This is a genomic window from Psychrobacillus sp. NPDC093200, from assembly GCF_050280345.1.
Taxonomy (GTDB): domain Bacteria; phylum Bacillota; class Bacilli; order Bacillales_A; family Planococcaceae; genus Psychrobacillus; species Psychrobacillus faecigallinarum.
The window spans coordinates 79,057-98,969 of record NZ_JBNNVC010000001.1 but is presented as its reverse complement, the minus strand read 5'-3'; the positions used below and the strand labels follow the sequence as shown (position 1 = coordinate 98,969).

Below are 19,913 nucleotides of genomic sequence, written 5' to 3'. Positions count from 1 at the left end.
TGGTTTACTACAATCCATTTCCATACAAAAAACCCCCTCCGCAAAAGGAGGGGGTACATTTTCTAACTAGATTGTTTGTATTTTTACAGTAACTTTAAACAAGTCTCCGTCTACTTCCATTCTTAGAATTCCGCCATGTAGGTCTACGATGGATTGTGCAATAGCAAGCCCTAGACCAGAGCCATCTGTATGACGAGATGTGTCGGCGCGCTTAAATCTCTCAGTAAGTTCTGCCACATCATCACCTAGCTCATATTTAGCGATATTTTTAATAACAAACACCGCGTATCCATCCACCTGATCTAAATTTATATAGACCCGTGTGTTAGGTAGGGAGTACTTCAACGTATTAATAATAAGGTTGTCTAGAACTCTCCACCATTTCTGACCATCTACGTAGGACATGATCGGTTTTGTGCCGATAGTTACTCGGTAATCGAGACCTGATTTTTCAATATCCTCCTGGTGCTCGGCAACTGCCTGTTGCAAAAGCTGGGTTAAATCTACCTTACGTTTGTCTAATTCAATATTTCCTGTAGCCATTTTGGAAACTTCAAATAGATCCTCTATCAATGTTTTTAAACGTAATGACTTTTTGTCTAAAATCGCGATATACGAAGCTCGCTCTTCCTCCGTAATATCGGGATTTTTCAATAGGTCAGTGTACGTAATAATAGAAGTTAAAGGTGTACGCAAATCATGGCTGACATTTGTGATTAGCTCGGTCTTCAATCGTTCACTCTTTACCTGCTCTGTTTGAGAGGATTGCACACGACCTCTAAGCTCATTAACATTAGATGCAAGCTCTGCTATTGGTGATTTGCCTTTTACTTTTATTTCCGTTCCATTGTTACCTTTAACCATCTCTTCTGTCTTTCCTATTATCCTGTTCAAGTAAGCCATCCGAGAAGTTAAAATACCTAATACCGGAATACCGATAAATAATGTAGCTGGAATCCAAACCAAAATTAACTCCCATAACTGAAAGGTTAACATTGTTCCAAATCCCCAGAAGAAAATCACTACTAACAGAATAATCGTTTGTACCCCTATAGAACGTCTCAGGAAGAAACCTTCTAATGAATTAATCCAACTTACTGTTAAGCTATTTTTCCAATCTGCTGTATTAAATGATTTTTTCAGCCATGGCAATTGATATAAGGTTAATGCCGTTAATATAACTGCTGCAATAAAACTACCGATTGGAATATCATATCCGCCATAATAAAAGATAGATAGCATTGCTTCCTTAGAAAATAGGATTGCTAGATAAGCACTAACGAAAACTAACACAAAACGAACATCAATAGGCAAGCTCTGAAATTTTTCTCGCCCTGGATCAAATTGGAATGTATCTCGATTCTTCCTCCATAAGGAAACAAAAAATATTGCTGAAAGAATCCCTATAACAATGACACCGTAGAATATTAGCTGTTGTGTTTTAAAGTAATTGTATTGATCAGCTCTATTTCCACTTAGCATACTTGCTTCAGATATGGCAATTGTGCCTTCAAAACGAGAATACTGATCTCCAATGGCATCTCTCAGATCCCACTCTTCACCATCATAATAATTACTTTCCATTTCTGCTAAATCATAAACGTTACTTTTCTTTAAAAATCCATTATCACTAGAGAACACTTTCTTAAATGCATTTTTCTTCCCAATATCACCATTGGTAAATACTTCTCCAGTTTCAATATTTTTTAATTCGTAGTTAAAATCATCTCTTTCAATGAGAAATCTATTCTTGGCCTTAATTAAGTTTCGAAAGTAAGCATCCACTTCGTCTTCTTTTTCTCTTCGAATCTTATCTTCTACATATTCATCGCTTTCAAAGTTCTTTCTAATATCGGCAATCTTTGCATCACGTTCTGCTATTATACCGTCTTTTAGTGAGTTTTCCTTGGTCTGCTCCTGTGCTGCATCACCATCAGTTGAGGTCTCCTCTGTTGTTGTAGAATTTATTCTTTCCTCATAATTTTGCTCAATTGAATAAATCTGCTCCTCTAAATTTCCAAAACGATTTCGATACTCTTCAATCTCACTAGAGGACACTGTTATACTTTTCTTTACTTCTTCTATATCTGGGACAGCCAATACTAATGGGACTAGTGCAGATTCATATTCACTTAACTCTTGTTGAAAATCATAACTATCAAAATAAGAAGTACCAACGTACTCTCTGGCTTTATTTGTGAGAGTATATAGAGCACCAATTGCTATTACTGCTAACACACTCAATATAACTACTTTTCCTAGCGGACGTTTCATCTTGCTCCCCCTTTCATTAATTCAATTGCTTCGGTAAATGTTCTACTAATATCCATGATGGGAATTAGGTGAATTGTGCAATAAAATAAGCAAAGTGCACCACATAAAATAGCAGTTATAGAAAATATCAGACTCCATTTACTTGTCGATTTTATAGCCAACTCCCCACACCACCTTTAAATATCTTGGGTTTTTAGGATCCGTCTCAATTTTTTCACGTATTTTTCGAATGTGGACGGCTACAATATTTTCTGCGTTATAAGCTGGCTCGTTCCAAACTCTCTCATAAATCTCATTAATAGAAAAAACTCGACCTGCATTAATCATCAGCAACTCTGTAATCTTATACTCAATAGGTGTAAGCTTAACTGCTTCGCCTTCCACGGAGAGCTCCTTTGCTTCCTGATTTAATATAAGTCCATCTACCTCTACGGTTGCTTGTTTCCCTTGATATGTCCCAAGCTTTGTATACCTTCTTAGTTGAGACTTCACTCGAGCTACAAGCTCCATTGGGTGAAAGGGCTTCGTCACGTAATCATCCGCTCCAACAGACAATCCATGAATCTTGTCTGAATCCTCGGCTTTAGCGCTTAACATAATAATAGGTATATTTCTTTGCTCTCTTATTTTAAACGTAGCAGAAATCCCATCCATTTGAGGCATCATAATGTCTAGTACAATGACATGAACCTCGTTTTCCTCCAACAGCTCCAGTGCCTCTAATCCATTTCCCGCCTTCAATACACGGTAGCCTTCATTTTTTAAATATATTTCTATTCCATCTCGAATATCTTGATCATCGTCCGTCACTAGTACAGTAAACTCAGGCATCCTTATACCTCCTCCGCATCGCTTTCTTATGTTTCTTATTGTAACCTTCATTTCTTAACATTCCAGCAGTATAATTCTGAAGAAAATCTTAAGAAATTCATATATTTACTTGTATTTATTAAGTTGGTTTCATTGAATTTGTTGACTTTATAGTGTTTTACAGTATTCTAATGTTTATTTTATAGACGTTATCAGCATTTCTAAATGGGGTACAATTGGGGTACAAAGCAATTTCCTGTGGGGTACACTGGGGTACAAATTATTAAATTTAATTTTAATACATCGCTCTTGGATTAAATTATACTTTTCTGTACAAAAAATACCACCAACCATTTTCACTGGTTGATGGTATTCTTTGTTATGAATTTAATCATCCTCAATTTTTTGCATTATTGTCTTTTTCTACAATTCTTCCACTTTCTTCCCACTGGTACTTACCTTATTCACCCATTATATCCCGCAACTTTTGTAACTGATAAATCACTGCATCTAAACTTTCAATCTTATTAAAAATAAACGTAACAGGAGCATCGTTTATTCCAATTCCTTTTATGTCAGTTTTAAAATTTTCTCCTATCGGCCTTGGCTCAATTTCAGTAAACTGAACAACTCCAGATTCTGTTATTGATTTATTAAAGAAATAATTAAGTGAAAAAGTTGATAGAATCGGAAACAAAGTAGAAAACTTAGTCGATTGTAAAAAGCACGGATCTGAGGCTGAGGTATTCATTACTGAGGGTCATTCGGCTTTAGGCTCAATTGTCTTAGCTAGGAATGCTAATATGTTGTTTAGAACTACTATGTACATTTAAAATCTATTCTATTTTTTGACTTTATATGTATGTAATATTAAACTGATAGAGAAAGAAAAATTAATGTAAATTAAATACCAAAAAGAGATTTAGTTTAAATGGAGGTTTATTTATGAACGGAACTTTAGAGCCCTCTAAGCTTTTGAAAAAGAAAAAGTTTTTGATAACGCTCCTACTGTTTTTATTTTTGACAGCGTGTAATGATGAAAATGAAAACTATGTTTTTTTTACCTCAAGTGAACATATAAATGATAGCCTGACTGAGTGTTTGGACGATCAAAAAGTAAAATATAAAATTGATGAAGAGGAAAATTTGGTAGTTGAAGAAGACGATAGTGACAAAGCAATCGCCAAATGTTCGTAAAAAAAAGCTCTATGGAACCTATTATGGGTGTCCATAGAGTTTTTTATTTTTATCTTACGTAATCAGAACTTTTTCCTGTGAAATTTACTCTTTGAGTTGAACTAGGCATATATTGTAAGTCTCCACTTTTATAAGCCTGATCTATAACATTTCTTACTGCTGTCACGCTACTTGAAGTCGAAACCCCCGCCTTTTGAGCTTTGAGTCTTCCTTGAGCATTATTATGCATATCCATATTAAATTCCATAACAGGTTGATTTGTAGCTCCATTTTCATGAGCATTAGTCCACTTTTGTGTAAAAGTAACGTCATCTGTAAAACCAATCATATTTATATTCCAAGCAGAATGACGGAAGGCATCAGTTTTATCATTGTGACCGTTTCGTCCAAACTTATGAAGTGTATAGTCTTGTGCTTCTTTACCAGCAACACAAGCTTTAAATCCTTTTGTAGGATTGGCATTGAATAGACTTTGTTCTAATGAATTTAAATTACATTCTCCGCCTACTACTTTGTAAATGTAGTTTGTATCATTTGCATATGTTTGAAAATCTGGCGTGTCAGTATTTTTTTTCGGTTCGATTTGTAGGTCCTTGTTATTCCGGTTATACTTCTCAGCTAATTTTAAGAAATGAGCATCTATTTCTTCTTGAGAAAGATTAGGATTAGCTTTTTCAAACTCGATTATTTCTTGAAGTAAATAATCTTCATAACCATAATCAATTTTACTTTGAACATCTACTTCTGGGTTAAGTGCTGAAGTAGAGGCTGAAGCTTGAACTGAAGGTAATACAAGTGAAATACTCATTCCGAATACTAGACCAAAGAACATTAGTGATTTTTTTGCTTTCATTTTTTCATCTCCTAGTTTGTATTGATGGTACTTCCAAATAGTAACATTACTAGAAAAATTATACTACTCGTTATTAGTGAAATGATTATATTGAATTAGTTTGTCTAAAATTCAAAAAACTTTACAAATATTAGGGAGGAGTTGAGGTAGGAGAATTTTAAAGTAAAAAAATTATTTTTTAAAAAAATCGAAAATTAGGTACTTTGTCACTGAAATCGAAAGAAAAAAATAAAGAGATATTACATTGATAACTGTCACATAATTCCATTTTATAGAAAACCAAGAAATAAGTATATCTAAAATTTGATATTCAAAGTAGACTGGCAGCATTTGCTAGTCTTTTTTTTATTTGTAGAAAGGCTGTTTACGTTTGGCCTTCAACTAGATATAATAATAAATAGAGATAAATTTACAATATTTGGGAGATTATATAAATAAGAATAATCGGAGGAAGTACATTCGCTCAGTCTGGAATTGGGGTTGGATTTAGGGCAATACTTACTACTGTTTTCTTCATCTTTATTTCCCCTTTCGGCTTTCTCCTATTTCTATCGGCTATACTAGTTTGTTATTTTATTCTATATTACTACTTACTTAGTTGGTCATGAAGATTCAGACAAGAAATGGCAAAAAAAAGCCCTACTACAATTAAGTAGCAGGGCTAATTTTTACTTATTATTTAATCGTCCTAACATTGCTTTAGATGGAGTTTCATATTTGATATGTTCTGGCATTTTAGTCACCCACATACCCCCACCTACGTTATATTGACCTTCATGGTCGTCACGATACCCGTATACTCGATACTCTTCACCTGGATTCAATACACGTACCTCTACTAGCTTTCCGTCTTTTTCAGTCCACAGATTAATAGGCTTTAGGATTGTAATTTTGCCTATTTGACCTTTTTTAAGCTCCGTTTTCCCCCACATGATTCTATCTGTGTTTGTGACACCTGCCACATCTTTATTTACATTATTTAAAAACTCATACCAAAGGTTTTTATTTGCCACAAAAGGAGCAGGGCAGTTTTTACCTGTGATATCATAATGACGATAAATAGGACGCTTACCGAATTTTGCTTGCAGCATTTTAACAACTAACACTGTACGGGCAATTGTGTCTGGGTGAATAATGCCGTTTTTCTCTACACACATCTCTATTCCGATTGTTATCAGGTTGGCATTACCACCTTTATAGTAAGGTGCTGTAGCTCTTAATACTGGAAGTAATGGTCCTGCTTTTCTTTCATTTGCATGAAAAGCTACCTCATCTAACGGAATCAATTCCAGTGCTTTAATACGATCTACAAATATATGAGCACTTGCAAAGCGTTTCTTATCTGTAGGTAGCTTATCATTTGAATTAGGTAAAGTGGTGTTATAATAGTACCCCCTAAACGCCCATATACAATGGGTTCTTGACATAGTCAGTCCTTAAGAAAATCTTAAGAAATTCATATATTTAATTGATTTCTTTGATTTTGTTGACTTGCAGAACTTTACAGTTTTACAATATTTATTTTAAATACGTCATGAGCATTTTTAAACGGGGTACACTAAATATACTTTTCCTCATAAAAATACCACCTAACATATTCTCTAGTCGGTGGTTTTAAAGATATGAATTTAATCAGTCTCTATATTAGCTTATACATATCGTTGTCTTTAGAAACATTAATGAAGAATTGCACCAACGCACTCAAAATATTTTCATGAATTGACGTTCTGCAGCATAGTGCTATGGCTGTTGCTAGAAGAAAAAGAAATAAATTATATGAATTTTCAATTAAATAATCAACAATATACGTTGCTAACATTAATTATTCAGCACCCATCATCTACTACTCCAAAGTTGGCGGAAAAAATGAATATAACCAAGAGTGCAATCAGTCAACAGTTAGTTAAACTTGAGGCAGAAGGATATATTATTAGAAAGCAAAACGTGGAAGATAAGCGTACATTTTCAGTGGAACTTGGAGAAAAGGGGTTATTGTATAAAAAAGAGTGTGACTATTTATGCCACATGTTCAATTGTTTTATTGATTTTCTCAGCTATATTTTCATTCTTCATGCTCTTGACTGTCACCTTTTCTTCTCCAGTTTTTCGGGTTTAACTTGTTTTTGTATTTGTTCACCACTTCTTTCCCAACAAATACAGCACCTATCAAGAATATGATTTCGCCAATTACTATACATACGGGAATGATAGTAGCCTTTATATGGGTTGGCAATGAGGTGAAAGGTACGATGGCTGCTGCCCCCCAAAATATAGGATAAAGGATTAGAAGTACTATTCCAAGTTTAAATAGAAATGGTTTCTTTTGTTTATTTTTGTTTTCCAATAGTTCTTTTTCCAATGCTAAGCCCTCCCATATAAATTTTTTTAGTTAACTTAACTAAAATAAATTATATGGGAAAGATGGTTTAATTACTAGGTAATGCACCCTCTAAAATCAAGCTATTATATAAAAGTTTGTTCTATAAATACGTTACGATTTTCACCTTTCCTAATTCAACTTTCCTACTGTATAAGTTCAATAAGGAAAGTGCATTTTATTCCTATCAAATATTAAAAGAGCACCCGATTGGATGCCCTCAATGTTACTTTTTATTAAATTACTGCCCTTTAACCGTTACGATAGTAGGACTCTACGATGCCGAAGCCATCTCGAAACTGCTAATCTCTAACTATTGAGGTTCAATGAGATCAGTGTCTGGCGGGATATACCCAAGTTGTCTTCCTATTTTAACGATTTGTCCTTTATGGTGAAATTCATGAGTGATGGTATGGGTAAAAAGCCACAATGCTGTAAATTCCCCTCTTCCATCAACCTTATTAGTTTCATCCCATTTACCACTAAATTTTTTTAGAAATTCATAAACCAAGTCATCCGTTCCCCTGAAAATCTCGCGCATTTTCTCGACATTGTTTACTGATTCTATTTCTATTTTGGAAAGTGATTTCCCAAGTGCACGATTTCCTAACCATACTCGATAACAGTTAGCTACATGAACATGTAGACTTTGAACTGAATCACCACCGAAATTTTCAAGCTCTTTAACATAATCTGCAGGTGACAACGTTTCGCAATAATCAAATAAAGATTCCCTTGTACGTTGTATCCAATCATACTGGGTTTTGAAAACATCCATCTTATCGCCCTCCTTTAAAAAACATTTTTTAATCAACCAGCCTCACTAACCTATTAAAATTATTCAACATCCACTTAAATAATCCCTCTTTCTTCAAAAAACCTTCTCAGTTATTTCTATATTTTTCGTTCAAATCATTAATAAGTTCAACCGCTCCATCTACATGTTCAACATCATAGACTTCCATATTTAGTTTTAATTCTTTTTGAATAGCTACCGCTTCTTTTGCATTTTCGCTCGGGATAATCATAAAGTGAAAATCGTATTTATCTGCAGTTTGTAGCTTTTCCTTCAAGCCTCCTATAGCTGATACGTTTCCGTCTCCATCTATTGCCCCTGTAACAGCAATTTTTAACCTATTTTGCAATTCGCCTTTTATAATGAGTTCTGTTAGTAATAAGCTAAGCCCCGAGCTATCTCCTATAGCTTGATCATGTTTAAAATAATCGGTAAGCCTTACCTCTTCTTTCCCGAAATATTGCTTCAGATTCTCTCTCATCTTGTCTTTTGGAGATTTTTCATTTAGGTGTATCCAACTTAATAGCGTCTTATTTTTTTCTTTATAAAGTATTTGATTCGTCAATTTAGTAATCTTATAAAAATCTTCATTTGTTCTTATCAAATATTCCTGTGCCTCCTGTTTGCTTTCCATATTATCTAAAGGTATAGAAGCAACGCTTACTATATAGATCCCTGAACCTACTACTGTCTGCCTTGGCTCTAAGTATACGTCTGCTACGTGTGTTTTTGAGATAAACCCTAACAGCGGGAGCTCATAGCAAAATAATAGGAGAAGTATGGATAGAGAAATTCCAATTTTTCGTCTCGTTGCTCGTTTTTTTCGAAGCACAATCATTGAGATAGATAAAACTATAAGGCTAATCAGTAATATTAGTAAAAACGAGATTCCATCAATGTAATCTTGAAGATATAATATTAGAAATAAAAGATAAAAAAAGATCGTTAAAATGACTTGGACTACATTTAATGAACGAAATTTATCAATAATTTTCAACTCCAATCTAAAATTATATGTTGTTCACCTTATATGTCATCGTTCTTATATATAAATTAATTAACAACTAAATAAGAATATTTCGCCCTATAAAATACCATTTTTATCTAATTGTAGCATCTATTCTATTATTTTTCCGTCTTATCTGAAACTTTCTCGCGCAAAAACTGTCTAATGTTTTAAAGGAGTGAACAAGATGAAAAAAATGCTATGGAGTTTGCTAACTGTTTTTATGCTCTTAATTCTTGCAAGCTGCGGAACTAATGATAATGATGAAAATAATTCTACGACGGGAAGCGAGCAGCAAGAAACTGAGTCTAAAGTGTCTACTCAGTTAAACGTGGAAGCTAATGGAGAAGCAGTTTTCCTTATAAAAAACGAGTCAAATAAAGAAAGTACCTTGTCATTTACCAGTGGCCAGGAAGTGGAATATCAGCTACTGGACCAAGATAAAACTGTAGTATATACGTACTCTGCAAATAAAAGCTTTACACAAGCAATTCAAGAAAAAAAGCTTCAGCCAAATGAAGAAATTACCTTTGAGCTAGACCTGGAAAATGAGCTCGTGGATGTACCTGCTGGAAAGTATACGCTGGTGGCTTGGTCATTAGCACCTGAACTTAGTGACCAAAAAGTTGAAACTACTTATGAATGGGCTGGTACGGAAAAAGCAGAGGAGAGCGCCCCTCCTGCAGAAGAAATAAGTAAAGTTACTCTTTATCGCGAGGACGATAATGCTGAATTCGTGGAGCCTTATGATGTAGAAATCGATCCATCTGGTGATATGGTGAAGCAAATATTTGAGGAAATAGATACAACTAAAGTCGGTTTGTTGGACTATCGATTTGAAAATGACGATAAAAAGCTAGTGCTTGTTATGGATAAAACTACAGAAAACGTACAAGGTACGGCTGGGGAGTATTTATTCATTGGTAAAGTCCTTCATTCCTACTTTGAGAACTTCCCTAAATTAGAGGAGATTGATTTCGTGCAACAAGATGGAAGCCCGGCTGTTCTTCCACATATGGGAGCAGTTAGCACCTTTACAAGAGATGAACAATATACAAAACCAAATTAATGAAATGAAAAGAGCTTGGATTGCCTCCAAGCTCTTTTTATTTATTCACTTCTTTTGTTTAGACAGCGTTCGCATTCGAATAATGGAGATTCTACTTGCTCTTGGATGACACATCCACATTCGCGACAAATCTTTGAATTTTTTTCACTTGTAGGTTTATTCATTCCAATCACCTCCTATAGTTTTGCATAGCCTGGAATTGTTAGAAATTCAATGAAGTTATCCTCTTTTACAAGAGTCAAAAATAGCTCTGCTGCCTCCATATATCTACCGGACAAATAGATATCATTGCCGAAATCTGCTTTTAGCTTTCCTAGCTCCTCTGTTAGAACTTGCTCGACAAGCGGCATTGTAATTTTCCTTCCATCCTCTAGCTTTCCTTCTGGATGTCTAACCCATTGCCAAACCTGCGTACGAGAAATTTCTGCCGTCGCTGCATCCTCCATTAAGTTGTTAATAGGTGCAGCTCCATTTCCTTGAAGCCAAGAAGCGATATACTGAACCCCAACACTACAGTTTAATCGAAGTCCTTCTTCCGTAATTGTTCCAGTTGGCACTTCAAGTAAATCCTCCGCAGTTACCTGCACATCCTCTCGTTTACGATGGATTTGGTTTGGGGTTGGCATATGCTCATCGAATTGCTCCCATGCTACTGGTACTAGCCCTGGATGGGCCACCCAAGTTCCATCATGACCATCAGAGGCTTCTCTTCTTTTATCTTCCCGTACTTTGGCAAAGGCTGCCTCGTTTGCCTCTTCGTCATTCTTAATGGGGATTTGGGCTGCCATGCCACCGATTGCGGAAGCATTTCTCTTGTGACAGGTTTGAATACAAAGCTGCGTATATGCTCTCATAAACGGAGAAGTCATTGTCACCTGGCCTCGGTCTGGTAAGATTACCCCTGGCTGATTGCGGAGGCGCTTGATGTAGCTGAAAATATAATCCCAGCGTCCACAATTTAATCCTGCAGAATGTTCTTTTAGCTCGTATAAAATCTCATCCATTTCAAATGACGCCATAATTGTTTCTATTAATACAGTTGCTTTTATAGTCCCCAGTGGAATACCTAGCTTCTCCTGAGCGAAAACAAAGATATCGTTCCACAGTCTAGCCTCTAGATGACTTTCTAGCTTTGGCAGATAAAAGTACGGTCCTGTTCCCCGCTCGATTGCCTCTTTTGCGTTATGGAAAAAATATAAACCGAAGTCAAAGAAGCTGCCGGAAATCGGTTTTCCATCTATATGAATATTTTTCTCCATGAGATGTAGACCTCTTGGACGCACGAGCAACACTGCTGTTTCATCCTTTAAATGATAGCTTTTACCCGTTTCAGGTTGAATATAAGAAATCGTCTTTTTAACTGCATCCCTCATATTGATTTGACCCTCAATCATATTCTCCCACGTAGGAGATGTTGCATCCTCGAAGCAGGCCATGAATGCTTTGGCTCCAGAGTTTAAGGCATTGATGACCATTTTCCGATTGACCGGCCCTGTAATCTCTACCCTTCTATCCTGTAGATCCTGAGGGATTGGGGCAATTGTCCAATCCCCTTCTCGGATATGCTTCGTCTCTGCTAGAAAATCTAACTTTTCACCATTATCTAGCCTTTCTTGGCGTTTTCTCCGAGCAATCAGTAATCCCTTTCTTCGATCATCAAATGTTTGATGAAGTGAAGCGATGAAATCCAAAGCCTCTGGCGTTAATATTTCGTACATTCCTTCAACTTCATTCCCTACTACTTCAATATTTTTTGCAGTTGTTTGTTCCATTCCTTTACCCTCCCATTTCTTCAATGATCAAGCAAATTGTGCTGTTTCTGTGGATCCCTTCATTGCAGTTGTAGAGGAAGTTCCACCAGATACAATTTGAGATACCTCATCAAAGTAGCCAGTACCAACCTCACGCTGATGTTTGGTAGCTGTATACCCCTTTGACTCATTGGCAAACTCTGCTTGCTGCAATTTAGAATAAGCTGCCATGCCTTTAGTTTTATATTCATGCGCAAGCTCAAACATGCTGTGATTCAGTGAATGGAAACCTGCAAGTGTAACGAATTGGAACTTGTAACCCATCTTGCCTAGTTCTACTTGATACTCAGCTATCGTTTCTTCATCCAGATTAGCCTTCCAGTTAAAGGATGGAGAGCAGTTGTATGCAAGCATTTTATCTGGATATTTAGCATGGATGGCATCAGCAAATTGTTTTGCTTCCTCTAGGCTTGGATGGGACGTTTCACACCAAACTAGATCTGCGTATGGTGCATATGCTAAACCACGTGCAATTGCTTGGTCGATACCTGCCTTTGTTCGGTAAAAGCCTTCTGGCGTTCTTTCCCCAGTAATAAATTCATGGTCACTTGAATCGATATCACTTGTAACCATATCTGCAGCGTCTGCATCTGTACGTGCTATTAAAACGGTTGGTACCCCTGACACGTCTGCTGCTAGACGAGCTGCTACTAAATTGCGGATAGCATTTTGCGTAGGAAGTAGAACTTTCCCTCCCAAATGACCACATTTCTTCTCGGAGGCTAATTGGTCCTCTAAGTGAACGCCTGCTGCCCCAGCTTCAATCATTCCTTTAATTAATTCAAATACATTTAGTGGTCCACCAAAACCAGCCTCAGCGTCTGCAACGATCGGTGCAAACCAATCAAACTCATCCTCACGCCCCTCTGCTTGGTCAATTTGGTCTGCCCGTTGTAGAGCTTGGTTAATACGCTTAACTACTGCTGGCACGCTGTTTGCCGGGTAAAGGCTTTGATCTGGGTACATTTGACCTGAAAGGTTAGCATCTGCTGCCACCTGCCAGCCGCTCAAGTAAATTGCTTGAAGACCTGCTTTTACCTGCTGTACTGCTTGGTTTCCTGTTAGGGCTCCTAAGGCATTTATGAAATCTTCTGTATGAAGAGATTTCCAAAGGCGTTCTGCTCCCTTGCGCGCCAATGTATGCTCGATTTGTAGCGATCCTCGAAGTTTAATAACCTCTTCTGGAGTATAAGGGCGCTCTATTCCCTTCCAACGGCTATCCTCTTCCCATTGCTTTCTAAGCTCTTCTACTTGTTGTTGTCTATTTATCATAATTCAACACACCTCTCCTTAATTTTTTGATAATTGAAAATATGTCTTTTTTACTGTATCATAACAGCTGTGTTTCTTGTAATCTAATATATAACAGAAGGAATTATTCTGTATCGGTTTTTGGATAGGTTGCTTTTTTAAAGGGATGAATTAGAAATAGGATGGATGAATGCAAATAATTGACCTTGGAGGTGTATAAATGGAAATAACAAAAAACCAATTAAAGAGATATAGTAGCCTGCTAGAGGAGTGGATTCCTAAGGAGGCTTCCATAGCAATTGCCGTTAAAGACCAGTACATCTATTACTACGCAGGAGAGCATGATCTCCAGTTAAAAGAAGGACAGAAGGTACAGCCAGGAAGTATTGCAGATGTAGTTTTGAAGAGTGGATGCAGAGCGGAAGCTGTGTTAGACGATAATTTGTTTCATATACCTTATTACGGGGTGGGATACCCAATAGAGATTAATGGCGAAGATGCAGTATTAGTTGTAATACTCCCTCCACAACATAGCGTGAAGAAGTTTCAACCCTTTCGATTTCTTACAGGAAAAAAGGAAGATGAATGGAAGCCAGTGCCCATTGAAAAAATAGAATACATGGAAAGTTTGCAAAAGAAGACCTGGTTTTACGCAGAGGGAGAGACGTATAAAACAACTATTCCTTTAAAGGATCTTCAAAAGCGGCTACCCGATAATTTTATACGTATACATCGCTCTTATATCGTCAACATCTCCTTTATTGATCGAATCATTCGAGACTTTTCATCAAATTTATTAGTTGTATTAACGAACGGTACGGAATTACCCGTTAGCCAATCTTATATGGCGGAGGTTAGGAGCGTTTTGGGATTTTAAAGCTGAACGGTCATAAATACTTGTATCCGGTCATAAAAAAATCTATACGGTCATATTTTCCTTATGAACGGTCATAAAATTTTTTATGCGGTCATAAATCTCGCTAAATGGACATAAACAAAAGGAGCTTCCAATTGGAAGCTCCTTTTTAGTTTCAAACCTCGGTTGTTTTCACGAAAAGTTTTCTATATTATAAAAATAATACATATTTGGAGGATAATCATGGAAATATTGAACACTTATATAGCAGCAACTAATACCCACAACTTTGAAGAAGTACAAAAAGTATTGCACAAAGATGCCGTTTATTTTTTTTCTGATCAAACCTGTACTACTCATCAAGCAATTCAGACTTATTTTGAAAATGCTTGGACCATTGTAAAAGACGAAAACTATGAAGCTCGCAATGTATACTGGCTTCATCAAGGTGAAACTTCAGCCACTTGTATTTATACTTACTTTTATGAAGGGTACATCAATGGAGAGTATTCAAGTGGAGAAGGTAGAGCTACGAATGTGTTCGTGAAGGAAGAAGGAAGGTGGTTACTCATTCATGAGCATTTAAGCAATAAAATAGTAAAGGAGGAGAAGTATGATTAATACAATTATTGCAATTATCCCTCTTATTCTTTTCTTTGCATTCTGGATTTTTATTATCTGGTTTGTCATTACATTGGTTCATTCGAGCAAAGAGCGCAATGAACTATTAAAAGAGATTTCTAGAAAGCTAGACAATCTTCAGAACACAAACAAATTAGATTAAAAGAGAGGGATAACGATCCCTCTCTCAATGCTTTGGTAAAGCCAATGTTTCTTCTTCTATATGACTCTCCGAACTTTCCATGGCATCTGTATCATATACATGCAAATGGTAGCTTTCCTCTCCTGATTAGGACTTCTTTTTATATTATTCAACAAGTCGCACTCATTCACCTTTCCCTGAAAACAAAAAACACAGCCCCTTTTAAAAGGCTGCGGTTCCAATTAAGATTTTAGTTTTATCACATTAAATTTAAATAATATCGTAATACCAACATTGTTTACAAAATGAATAAATAAAGGGACCAATAAATTGTCTGTATAAAAATAACTCCAGCCTAACACTAAGCTTGGAACTGTGATATTTAGCAGCATCCACGGCTTCCTATAGTACTGTATGTGAAATGCAATAAACAAAAAAGCAGTTAAAATAATTGCAAGCCATTGATGTTCCAAGGTTAAAAACAAGACATTTTGGATAATTCCTCGAAAAAGTAGTTCCTCAAAAAGTGCAGCTACAAACATAAACGAGACAATAACAAAAATCGAGTTGTTTTGATATCCCTTATTCGTATCATTTATATGTTCTGCTGAAGTTAAATAGGTAAGTAAAATTCCATATAGGGTTAAAACAATCGATGCGAAGATTATTAAGATAATCATTTTCGAAACTTCATTAAATGATAAGACGCTTGAAAGTGCCAAATAGTCTTCTATCACCATAAAAAGGAGGATTGCCAAGCAACATAGATTCAAGCCCATAAATGCTGGTATAGCACTCTTCAGATTCATGTGATTTACTTGTCTTTCGCTTACATTTTTCAACCTATACCTCCACCTGTTTCGATTCTTTGTTTGCTTTACTGCCTACAGTCAGAATGACAATACTTCCAAGCAGGAGGCCAATACCGACCCAAGAAGTAGCACTCAATATCTCACCTACGACAACCACACCAAGAAGGGCTGCTGTAGTCGGCTCTGCTAGAGACAAGGTCAGTGCAGAGGAGGCTGGGATTTTGCGAAGACCCCAACCATACAAAACGTAGGCCACGCTTGTTGTAGCTAATCCTAAATAGAAGATGATTCCCACGTTCCCTGCATCAGCTAGCCAACTTATGTCATACACAAAGAGAAATGGTGTTAACAGAAACGCACTAAGCGAGAATGTCATCGCTACCACGGGTATCGCTTCTTCCTTTTGCAAAAGAGATTTGCTTGTTAATGTATAAAAGGCAAAAATAAGTCCGGCGATCAGTGAATACGAAATGCCGACGGGATCTATAGTGACTTCACCCTTCGTTAAAAATAAAAACAGACAGCCTACTATTGCTAGTCCAGTAGAGAGACCCCATACTCTTGTCGGTCTCATTTTAAAGAAGATCCACTCAACCATTCCGGAGAATACCGGTGCACTTCCTATAGCCACCACACTAGCAATCGCCACTCCTGTTAAACGAACCGATGAGAAAAATAATAATTGAAACAGGGATATGCAAATAGCAGCGTATAATGTTTCTTTCCATGGCCAAGAGCGAAACTTAAATTTTTTTAGTAAAATCATAACGATCAGTAAAGGAATTCCTCCCGTTGCTGAACGCCCTGCGCTAATAATAAATGGATGTGCATTATCTGGTAAAAATGTTTGGGCAGTGCCTGTCGTTCCCCAAAGCATGGCACCGAGTAATACGAATATGTATGGTATAACAGTCACTCATTTCATCCTTTCTGCTATCACTAAAATATAAGTAGGAGCGTTGAGTTACTTCTTTTTCTCCATTATACTAATATGTAGGAGGGATTTGTACATGTACATGACAGTAGAAGAAACGGCTGATTTCTTGTCAATGCCACTTGATCAGGTCAAAAGGTATATAGCCGAAAAAAAGATACGTGCTGTCTTTGACGGAGAGCAGTATGTCGTCAATAGTGCACAGTTCGAAACCCATTTAGAGCAAGTGGAAGAATTGAAACGCCAAATCGACGAGTGGCGAAACACTCCTATTCCAGAAGACATAGACGTAAAAGACGAAGACTAACCGTTTTAAGCATACATCAAACAAAAAGGACGTTTCCTTGGGAAATGTCCTTTTGTTTTTTTATATAGTAATGAAAAAACCTGCGCGTTTTCCAATGATCTCTGCATAATCCTCTACCATTACACTAGCAGTAGGATACATACCAGCTCCAGGTCCTACCAATGTTAGTGTTCCAATATAGTTCGTATCTAAGGATACAGCATTATTTACACCTTCAATAGCATATAACGGATGATCTGGTCCCACTAATTGAGGTCCTACTGAAGCATAAAGCTCTCCGTTTTCATCCTGTTCGATTTCTGCCACATGGCGGTAACGGAGCCCGGTATCCTTCGCTTTACGCACATCCTCTAATGTAATTTCATCGATTCCTACTACACGTACCTCGTTCCAATCAGGCTGTTTTCCAAACGCTAATGCACTTAAAATCATTAATTTGCGAAATGCATCCTGACCAGAGATATCATTGTAAGGATCTGCCTCCGCATACCCTAATAACTGTGCTTCTTTTAACGCATCTTCAAATGGAGATTCCTCTAAACGCATTTGTGTCAAAATATAATTGGACGTTCCGTTTAAAATACCTTGAATCTTTTTTACTGAGTTTACTTGAAGTAGATTTTTTAATGTCTTAATAATTGGGACTCCACCTGCAGTGGTCGCCTCATACCCTACAAAAACTCCTCGTGACTTTGCGCGTTCCTGCAATGGGATACTATATTTTGAGAACATGACCTTATTTGCTGTAATGACGTGACAGCCCTTGTCTATCGCTCTACATAAATAGCTATAAGCCGGCTCTTCGTTAACTATTGCTTCAAAAACTACTTGAAGCCCAGGAATATTTTCAATATCCTCAAAGTCATCTGTCACTAATACGCCTGGGGTCTCGGGTCTTTCTTTAGCTAAATTATTAATGAGAATCGCACATATTTCGATGTCCAATCCTAATGACTTTTTTAAGTCTTCTCGTTTTTCATTCACAATGTGATAAATCCCTTGGCCGACTGTTCCAAATCCTAAGATTGCTGCTTTTATTTTTGCCATGCTGTCTCCTCCAAATGAATCTGTACAATTGAATTTAAATAATCGTACTTGAATAAAATTTCAATTAACTAATTGACTATTTTACATATTGTAGACTATTTCCACTCAATTAACAACAAAATTCTATCTAGAGAGGACATTTGTTTTCTCTAAAAGTACTTTTCCAAGTGCTTCTTGTAAATCTTCTACTGCCTCCAAGCCTACAGACAAGCGAATTAGATCCTCTGTAACCCCTGTTTTTACCAAATCCTCCGGTGTAAGTTGTTGGTGAGTAGTGGAAGCTGGATGAATAATTAGAGATTTTGCGTCTCCCACATTTGCTACATGTGACCAAATCTCTATATTATCGATAATATGTCTACCTGCTTCTCTACCTCCCTTTGCTCCAAATGTCAAAATAGAACCGTATCCATTCTTTAAATACTTTTTAGCAAGTTCATGTGTAGGATGGCTTTCAAGCCCTAAATAGTTAACCCATGAAACTTCCTCATTGTCATTTAAGTACTCCGCAATTTTCTGGGCATTTTCGTTATGTCTTGGCACTCGTAAGTGAAGTGTTTCTAATCCTTGAAGAAAGGAGAAAGCTGCTTCTGGGCTTAGAGAAGGACCAAAATCACGTAGCAACTGGACTCTTAGCTTTATAGCAAATGCCACGCCTGGAACATCGATTCCGTAGCGCAAACCATGATAGGTTACGTCTGGCTCTGTAAAGCCCGGGAATTTTTCAGAATTCCAGTTGAAGTTACCTCCATCAACTACTACTCCACCAATTGTTGTACCGTGACCTCCAATCCATTTTGTCGCCGAATGGATAACTATATGAGCGCCATGCTCAATTGGATTTGAACCAAACGGAGTAGCGAAAGTATTATCTACTAGTAATGGAACCCCCACTTCGTTTGCAATGGTAGCTACCTGCTCCACATCCAGTACATTTAAGCTTGGATTTCCAATAATTTCAGCAAAAAAACCTTTTGTCTTCTCAGTAACTGCTGATCTGAAATTCTCAGGATTCGTTGAATCTATAAACTTCACAGTAATTCCATAGCGAGGAAGTGTATGAGCAAAAAGATTAAAGGTCCCTCCATATAAGTTTTCAGCTGCGATAATTTCATCTCCAGCGCCTGCAATATTTAAAATAGAAAATGCAATGGCTGCCATCCCTGATGAAAGGGCCACTGCGGCAGTACCTCCTTCAAGTAATGCAATTCTTTGCTCAAAAACATCAACTGTTGGGTTTGTTATTCGGGAATAGATGTTACCAGTCTCTTTTAATGCAAATAGATTTTGAGCATGCTCAGTGTTTTGAAATACATATGAGGTTGTTTTGTGAATCGGTACCGCTCTTGATCCTGTGACTGGATCCGGTTGTTGTCCACCATGCAATAGAAGTGTTTCTTTTTGAAGATTTGTCATTTTGAATTCCTCCGTTATTAGTAGATTAGATGGATGCTTGGAGGCGGGAGAGGATTATAGAACTGCCAATGTAAAAACCCCTCTTCACTTAAGAAGAGGGGTCAAATTGACATGTTCCTCCTCTTATCTTCCAAATTCATAAAAGAATTTGTAGGATTTAGCACCTTTCCAAGTAAAAGAACTTGGTGGTTGCCGGGCATCGTAGGGCCTATTCCCTCCGCCACTCTTGATAAGAGTATTAGATTAGTGTTCCATCTTGTTACACAGTATAAATCCTCCGTTATTTATAAGTCAAGTTATTTTATATAAAATTCTGAAACTTCATCATTTTATA

At 36.8% G+C, this 19,913-nt stretch carries 21 protein-coding genes, 1 pseudogene and 1 riboswitch; of the genes and pseudogenes, 7 read left to right on the top strand and 15 right to left on the bottom strand.

Features of this window, described 5'->3' with window-relative positions; translation table 11 throughout:
* Positions 1-66 precede the first annotated feature (66 nt).
* The 3 genes from ACQKNZ_RS00515 to ACQKNZ_RS00505 all read right to left on the bottom strand — a co-directional run bounded on the left by ACQKNZ_RS00515 (position 67) and on the right by ACQKNZ_RS00505 (position 3,835).
* Positions 67-2,274: a histidine kinase dimerization/phospho-acceptor domain-containing protein gene (locus ACQKNZ_RS00515; RefSeq protein WP_427657441.1), complete on the bottom strand. Its 2,208-nt coding sequence runs from the start codon at positions 2,272-2,274 to the stop codon at positions 67-69.
* Positions 2,275-2,412: 138 nt separating this feature from the next.
* Entirely contained in the window at positions 2,413-3,105 is a 693-nt protein-coding gene (locus ACQKNZ_RS00510) for a response regulator transcription factor (RefSeq protein WP_144538363.1), read from the bottom strand.
* A 439-nt stretch (positions 3,106-3,544) separates the two neighbouring features.
* Complete coding sequence (locus tag ACQKNZ_RS00505; RefSeq protein WP_427657439.1) at positions 3,545-3,835, bottom strand: hypothetical protein; 291 nt, start codon at positions 3,833-3,835, stop codon at positions 3,545-3,547.
* A gap of 194 nt (positions 3,836-4,029) precedes the next feature.
* Between ACQKNZ_RS00505 and ACQKNZ_RS00500 the strand changes: the two genes are divergently transcribed.
* Complete coding sequence (locus ACQKNZ_RS00500) at positions 4,030-4,281, top strand: hypothetical protein (RefSeq protein WP_144538361.1); 252 nt, start codon at positions 4,030-4,032, stop codon at positions 4,279-4,281.
* A 49-nt stretch (positions 4,282-4,330) separates the two neighbouring features.
* Here the strand turns inward: ACQKNZ_RS00500 and ACQKNZ_RS00495 are convergent, their stop codons facing one another.
* Together ACQKNZ_RS00495 and ACQKNZ_RS00490 are read right to left on the bottom strand one after the other, a co-directional pair.
* Positions 4,331-5,134, bottom strand: a complete 804-nt coding sequence (locus ACQKNZ_RS00495; protein ID WP_144538360.1) for a DUF6973 domain-containing protein — start codon at positions 5,132-5,134, stop codon at positions 4,331-4,333.
* 668 nt (positions 5,135-5,802) lie between these two features.
* Complete coding sequence (locus tag ACQKNZ_RS00490; protein ID WP_427657436.1) at positions 5,803-6,561, bottom strand: N-acetylmuramoyl-L-alanine amidase; 759 nt, start codon at positions 6,559-6,561, stop codon at positions 5,803-5,805.
* A gap of 292 nt (positions 6,562-6,853) precedes the next feature.
* Between ACQKNZ_RS00490 and ACQKNZ_RS00485 the strand changes: the two are divergent.
* Positions 6,854-7,147, top strand: a pseudogene (locus ACQKNZ_RS00485) (MarR family transcriptional regulator); the annotation flags it as partial.
* Between the two features lie 49 nt (positions 7,148-7,196).
* On the opposite strand, the gene ACQKNZ_RS00480 reads toward ACQKNZ_RS00485, so the two are convergent.
* The 3 genes from ACQKNZ_RS00480 to ACQKNZ_RS00470 form a co-directional block, all read right to left on the bottom strand.
* On the bottom strand, positions 7,197-7,493 hold the full coding sequence (locus ACQKNZ_RS00480; RefSeq protein ID WP_427657434.1) for a transporter suffix domain-containing protein: 297 nt from the start codon (positions 7,491-7,493) through the stop codon (positions 7,197-7,199).
* 331 nt (positions 7,494-7,824) lie between these two features.
* On the bottom strand, positions 7,825-8,289 hold the full coding sequence (locus ACQKNZ_RS00475) for a DinB family protein (RefSeq protein WP_427657432.1): 465 nt from the start codon (positions 8,287-8,289) through the stop codon (positions 7,825-7,827).
* Between the two features lie 106 nt (positions 8,290-8,395).
* Positions 8,396-9,304 carry a S16 family serine protease gene (locus ACQKNZ_RS00470; RefSeq protein WP_427657430.1) on the bottom strand — a complete coding sequence of 303 codons (909 nt, stop codon included), beginning with the start codon at positions 9,302-9,304 and terminating at the stop codon, positions 8,396-8,398.
* A gap of 196 nt (positions 9,305-9,500) precedes the next feature.
* On the opposite strand from ACQKNZ_RS00470, the gene ACQKNZ_RS00465 reads away from it, so the two are divergent.
* Positions 9,501-10,382: a BsuPI-related putative proteinase inhibitor gene (locus ACQKNZ_RS00465; protein WP_427657428.1), complete on the top strand. Its 882-nt coding sequence runs from the start codon at positions 9,501-9,503 to the stop codon at positions 10,380-10,382.
* A gap of 41 nt (positions 10,383-10,423) precedes the next feature.
* Here the strand turns inward: ACQKNZ_RS00465 and ACQKNZ_RS00460 are convergent, their stop codons facing one another.
* Genes ACQKNZ_RS00460 through aceA form a run of 3 tightly spaced genes read right to left on the bottom strand, consistent with a single transcriptional unit; the run spans position 10,424 to position 13,465 of the window.
* Positions 10,424-10,546: a YhfH family protein gene (locus tag ACQKNZ_RS00460; protein WP_191697291.1), complete on the bottom strand. Its 123-nt coding sequence runs from the start codon at positions 10,544-10,546 to the stop codon at positions 10,424-10,426.
* 12 nt (positions 10,547-10,558) lie between these two features.
* Entirely contained in the window at positions 10,559-12,154 is a 1,596-nt protein-coding gene (gene aceB / locus ACQKNZ_RS00455; protein ID WP_427657425.1) for a malate synthase A, read from the bottom strand.
* A gap of 27 nt (positions 12,155-12,181) precedes the next feature.
* Positions 12,182-13,465 carry an isocitrate lyase gene (gene aceA, locus ACQKNZ_RS00450; RefSeq protein ID WP_154311904.1) on the bottom strand — a complete coding sequence of 428 codons (1,284 nt, stop codon included), beginning with the start codon at positions 13,463-13,465 and terminating at the stop codon, positions 12,182-12,184.
* A gap of 199 nt (positions 13,466-13,664) precedes the next feature.
* Between aceA and ACQKNZ_RS00445 the strand changes: the two genes are divergently transcribed.
* The 3 genes from ACQKNZ_RS00445 to ACQKNZ_RS00435 all read left to right on the top strand — a co-directional run bounded on the left by ACQKNZ_RS00445 (position 13,665) and on the right by ACQKNZ_RS00435 (position 15,084).
* Positions 13,665-14,321, top strand: a complete 657-nt coding sequence (locus tag ACQKNZ_RS00445; protein WP_154311905.1) for a LytTR family DNA-binding domain-containing protein — start codon at positions 13,665-13,667, stop codon at positions 14,319-14,321.
* Positions 14,322-14,543: 222 nt separating this feature from the next.
* Positions 14,544-14,921 carry a YybH family protein gene (locus tag ACQKNZ_RS00440; RefSeq protein ID WP_144538351.1) on the top strand — a complete coding sequence of 126 codons (378 nt, stop codon included), beginning with the start codon at positions 14,544-14,546 and terminating at the stop codon, positions 14,919-14,921.
* A complete protein-coding gene (locus ACQKNZ_RS00435) occupies positions 14,914-15,084 on the top strand; it encodes a hypothetical protein (RefSeq protein WP_154311906.1) in 171 nt (56 codons plus the stop codon). The genes ACQKNZ_RS00440 and ACQKNZ_RS00435 overlap by 8 nt, the downstream gene beginning before the upstream one ends.
* Positions 15,085-15,305: 221 nt before the next feature.
* Here the strand turns inward: ACQKNZ_RS00435 and ACQKNZ_RS00430 are convergent, their stop codons facing one another.
* A complete protein-coding gene (locus ACQKNZ_RS00430) occupies positions 15,306-15,905 on the bottom strand; it encodes a CPBP family intramembrane glutamic endopeptidase (RefSeq protein ID WP_427657422.1) in 600 nt (199 codons plus the stop codon).
* Position 15,906: 1 nt separating this feature from the next.
* Positions 15,907-16,791: a DMT family transporter gene (locus ACQKNZ_RS00425; protein WP_154311910.1), complete on the bottom strand. Its 885-nt coding sequence runs from the start codon at positions 16,789-16,791 to the stop codon at positions 15,907-15,909.
* Between the two features lie 94 nt (positions 16,792-16,885).
* On the opposite strand from ACQKNZ_RS00425, the gene ACQKNZ_RS00420 reads away from it, so the two are divergent.
* On the top strand, positions 16,886-17,116 hold the full coding sequence (locus ACQKNZ_RS00420; RefSeq protein WP_144538346.1) for an excisionase family DNA-binding protein: 231 nt from the start codon (positions 16,886-16,888) through the stop codon (positions 17,114-17,116).
* Positions 17,117-17,176: 60 nt separating this feature from the next.
* Here the strand turns inward: ACQKNZ_RS00420 and ACQKNZ_RS00415 are convergent, their stop codons facing one another.
* On the bottom strand, positions 17,177-18,163 hold the full coding sequence (locus ACQKNZ_RS00415) for a homoserine dehydrogenase (RefSeq protein WP_144538345.1): 987 nt from the start codon (positions 18,161-18,163) through the stop codon (positions 17,177-17,179).
* Positions 18,164-18,286: 123 nt separating this feature from the next.
* Positions 18,287-19,579 carry an O-acetylhomoserine aminocarboxypropyltransferase/cysteine synthase family protein gene (locus ACQKNZ_RS00410; RefSeq protein WP_427657419.1) on the bottom strand — a complete coding sequence of 431 codons (1,293 nt, stop codon included), beginning with the start codon at positions 19,577-19,579 and terminating at the stop codon, positions 18,287-18,289.
* A gap of 120 nt (positions 19,580-19,699) precedes the next feature.
* Positions 19,700-19,815, bottom strand: a riboswitch (SAM riboswitch).
* Positions 19,816-19,913: the final 98 nt, after the last annotated feature.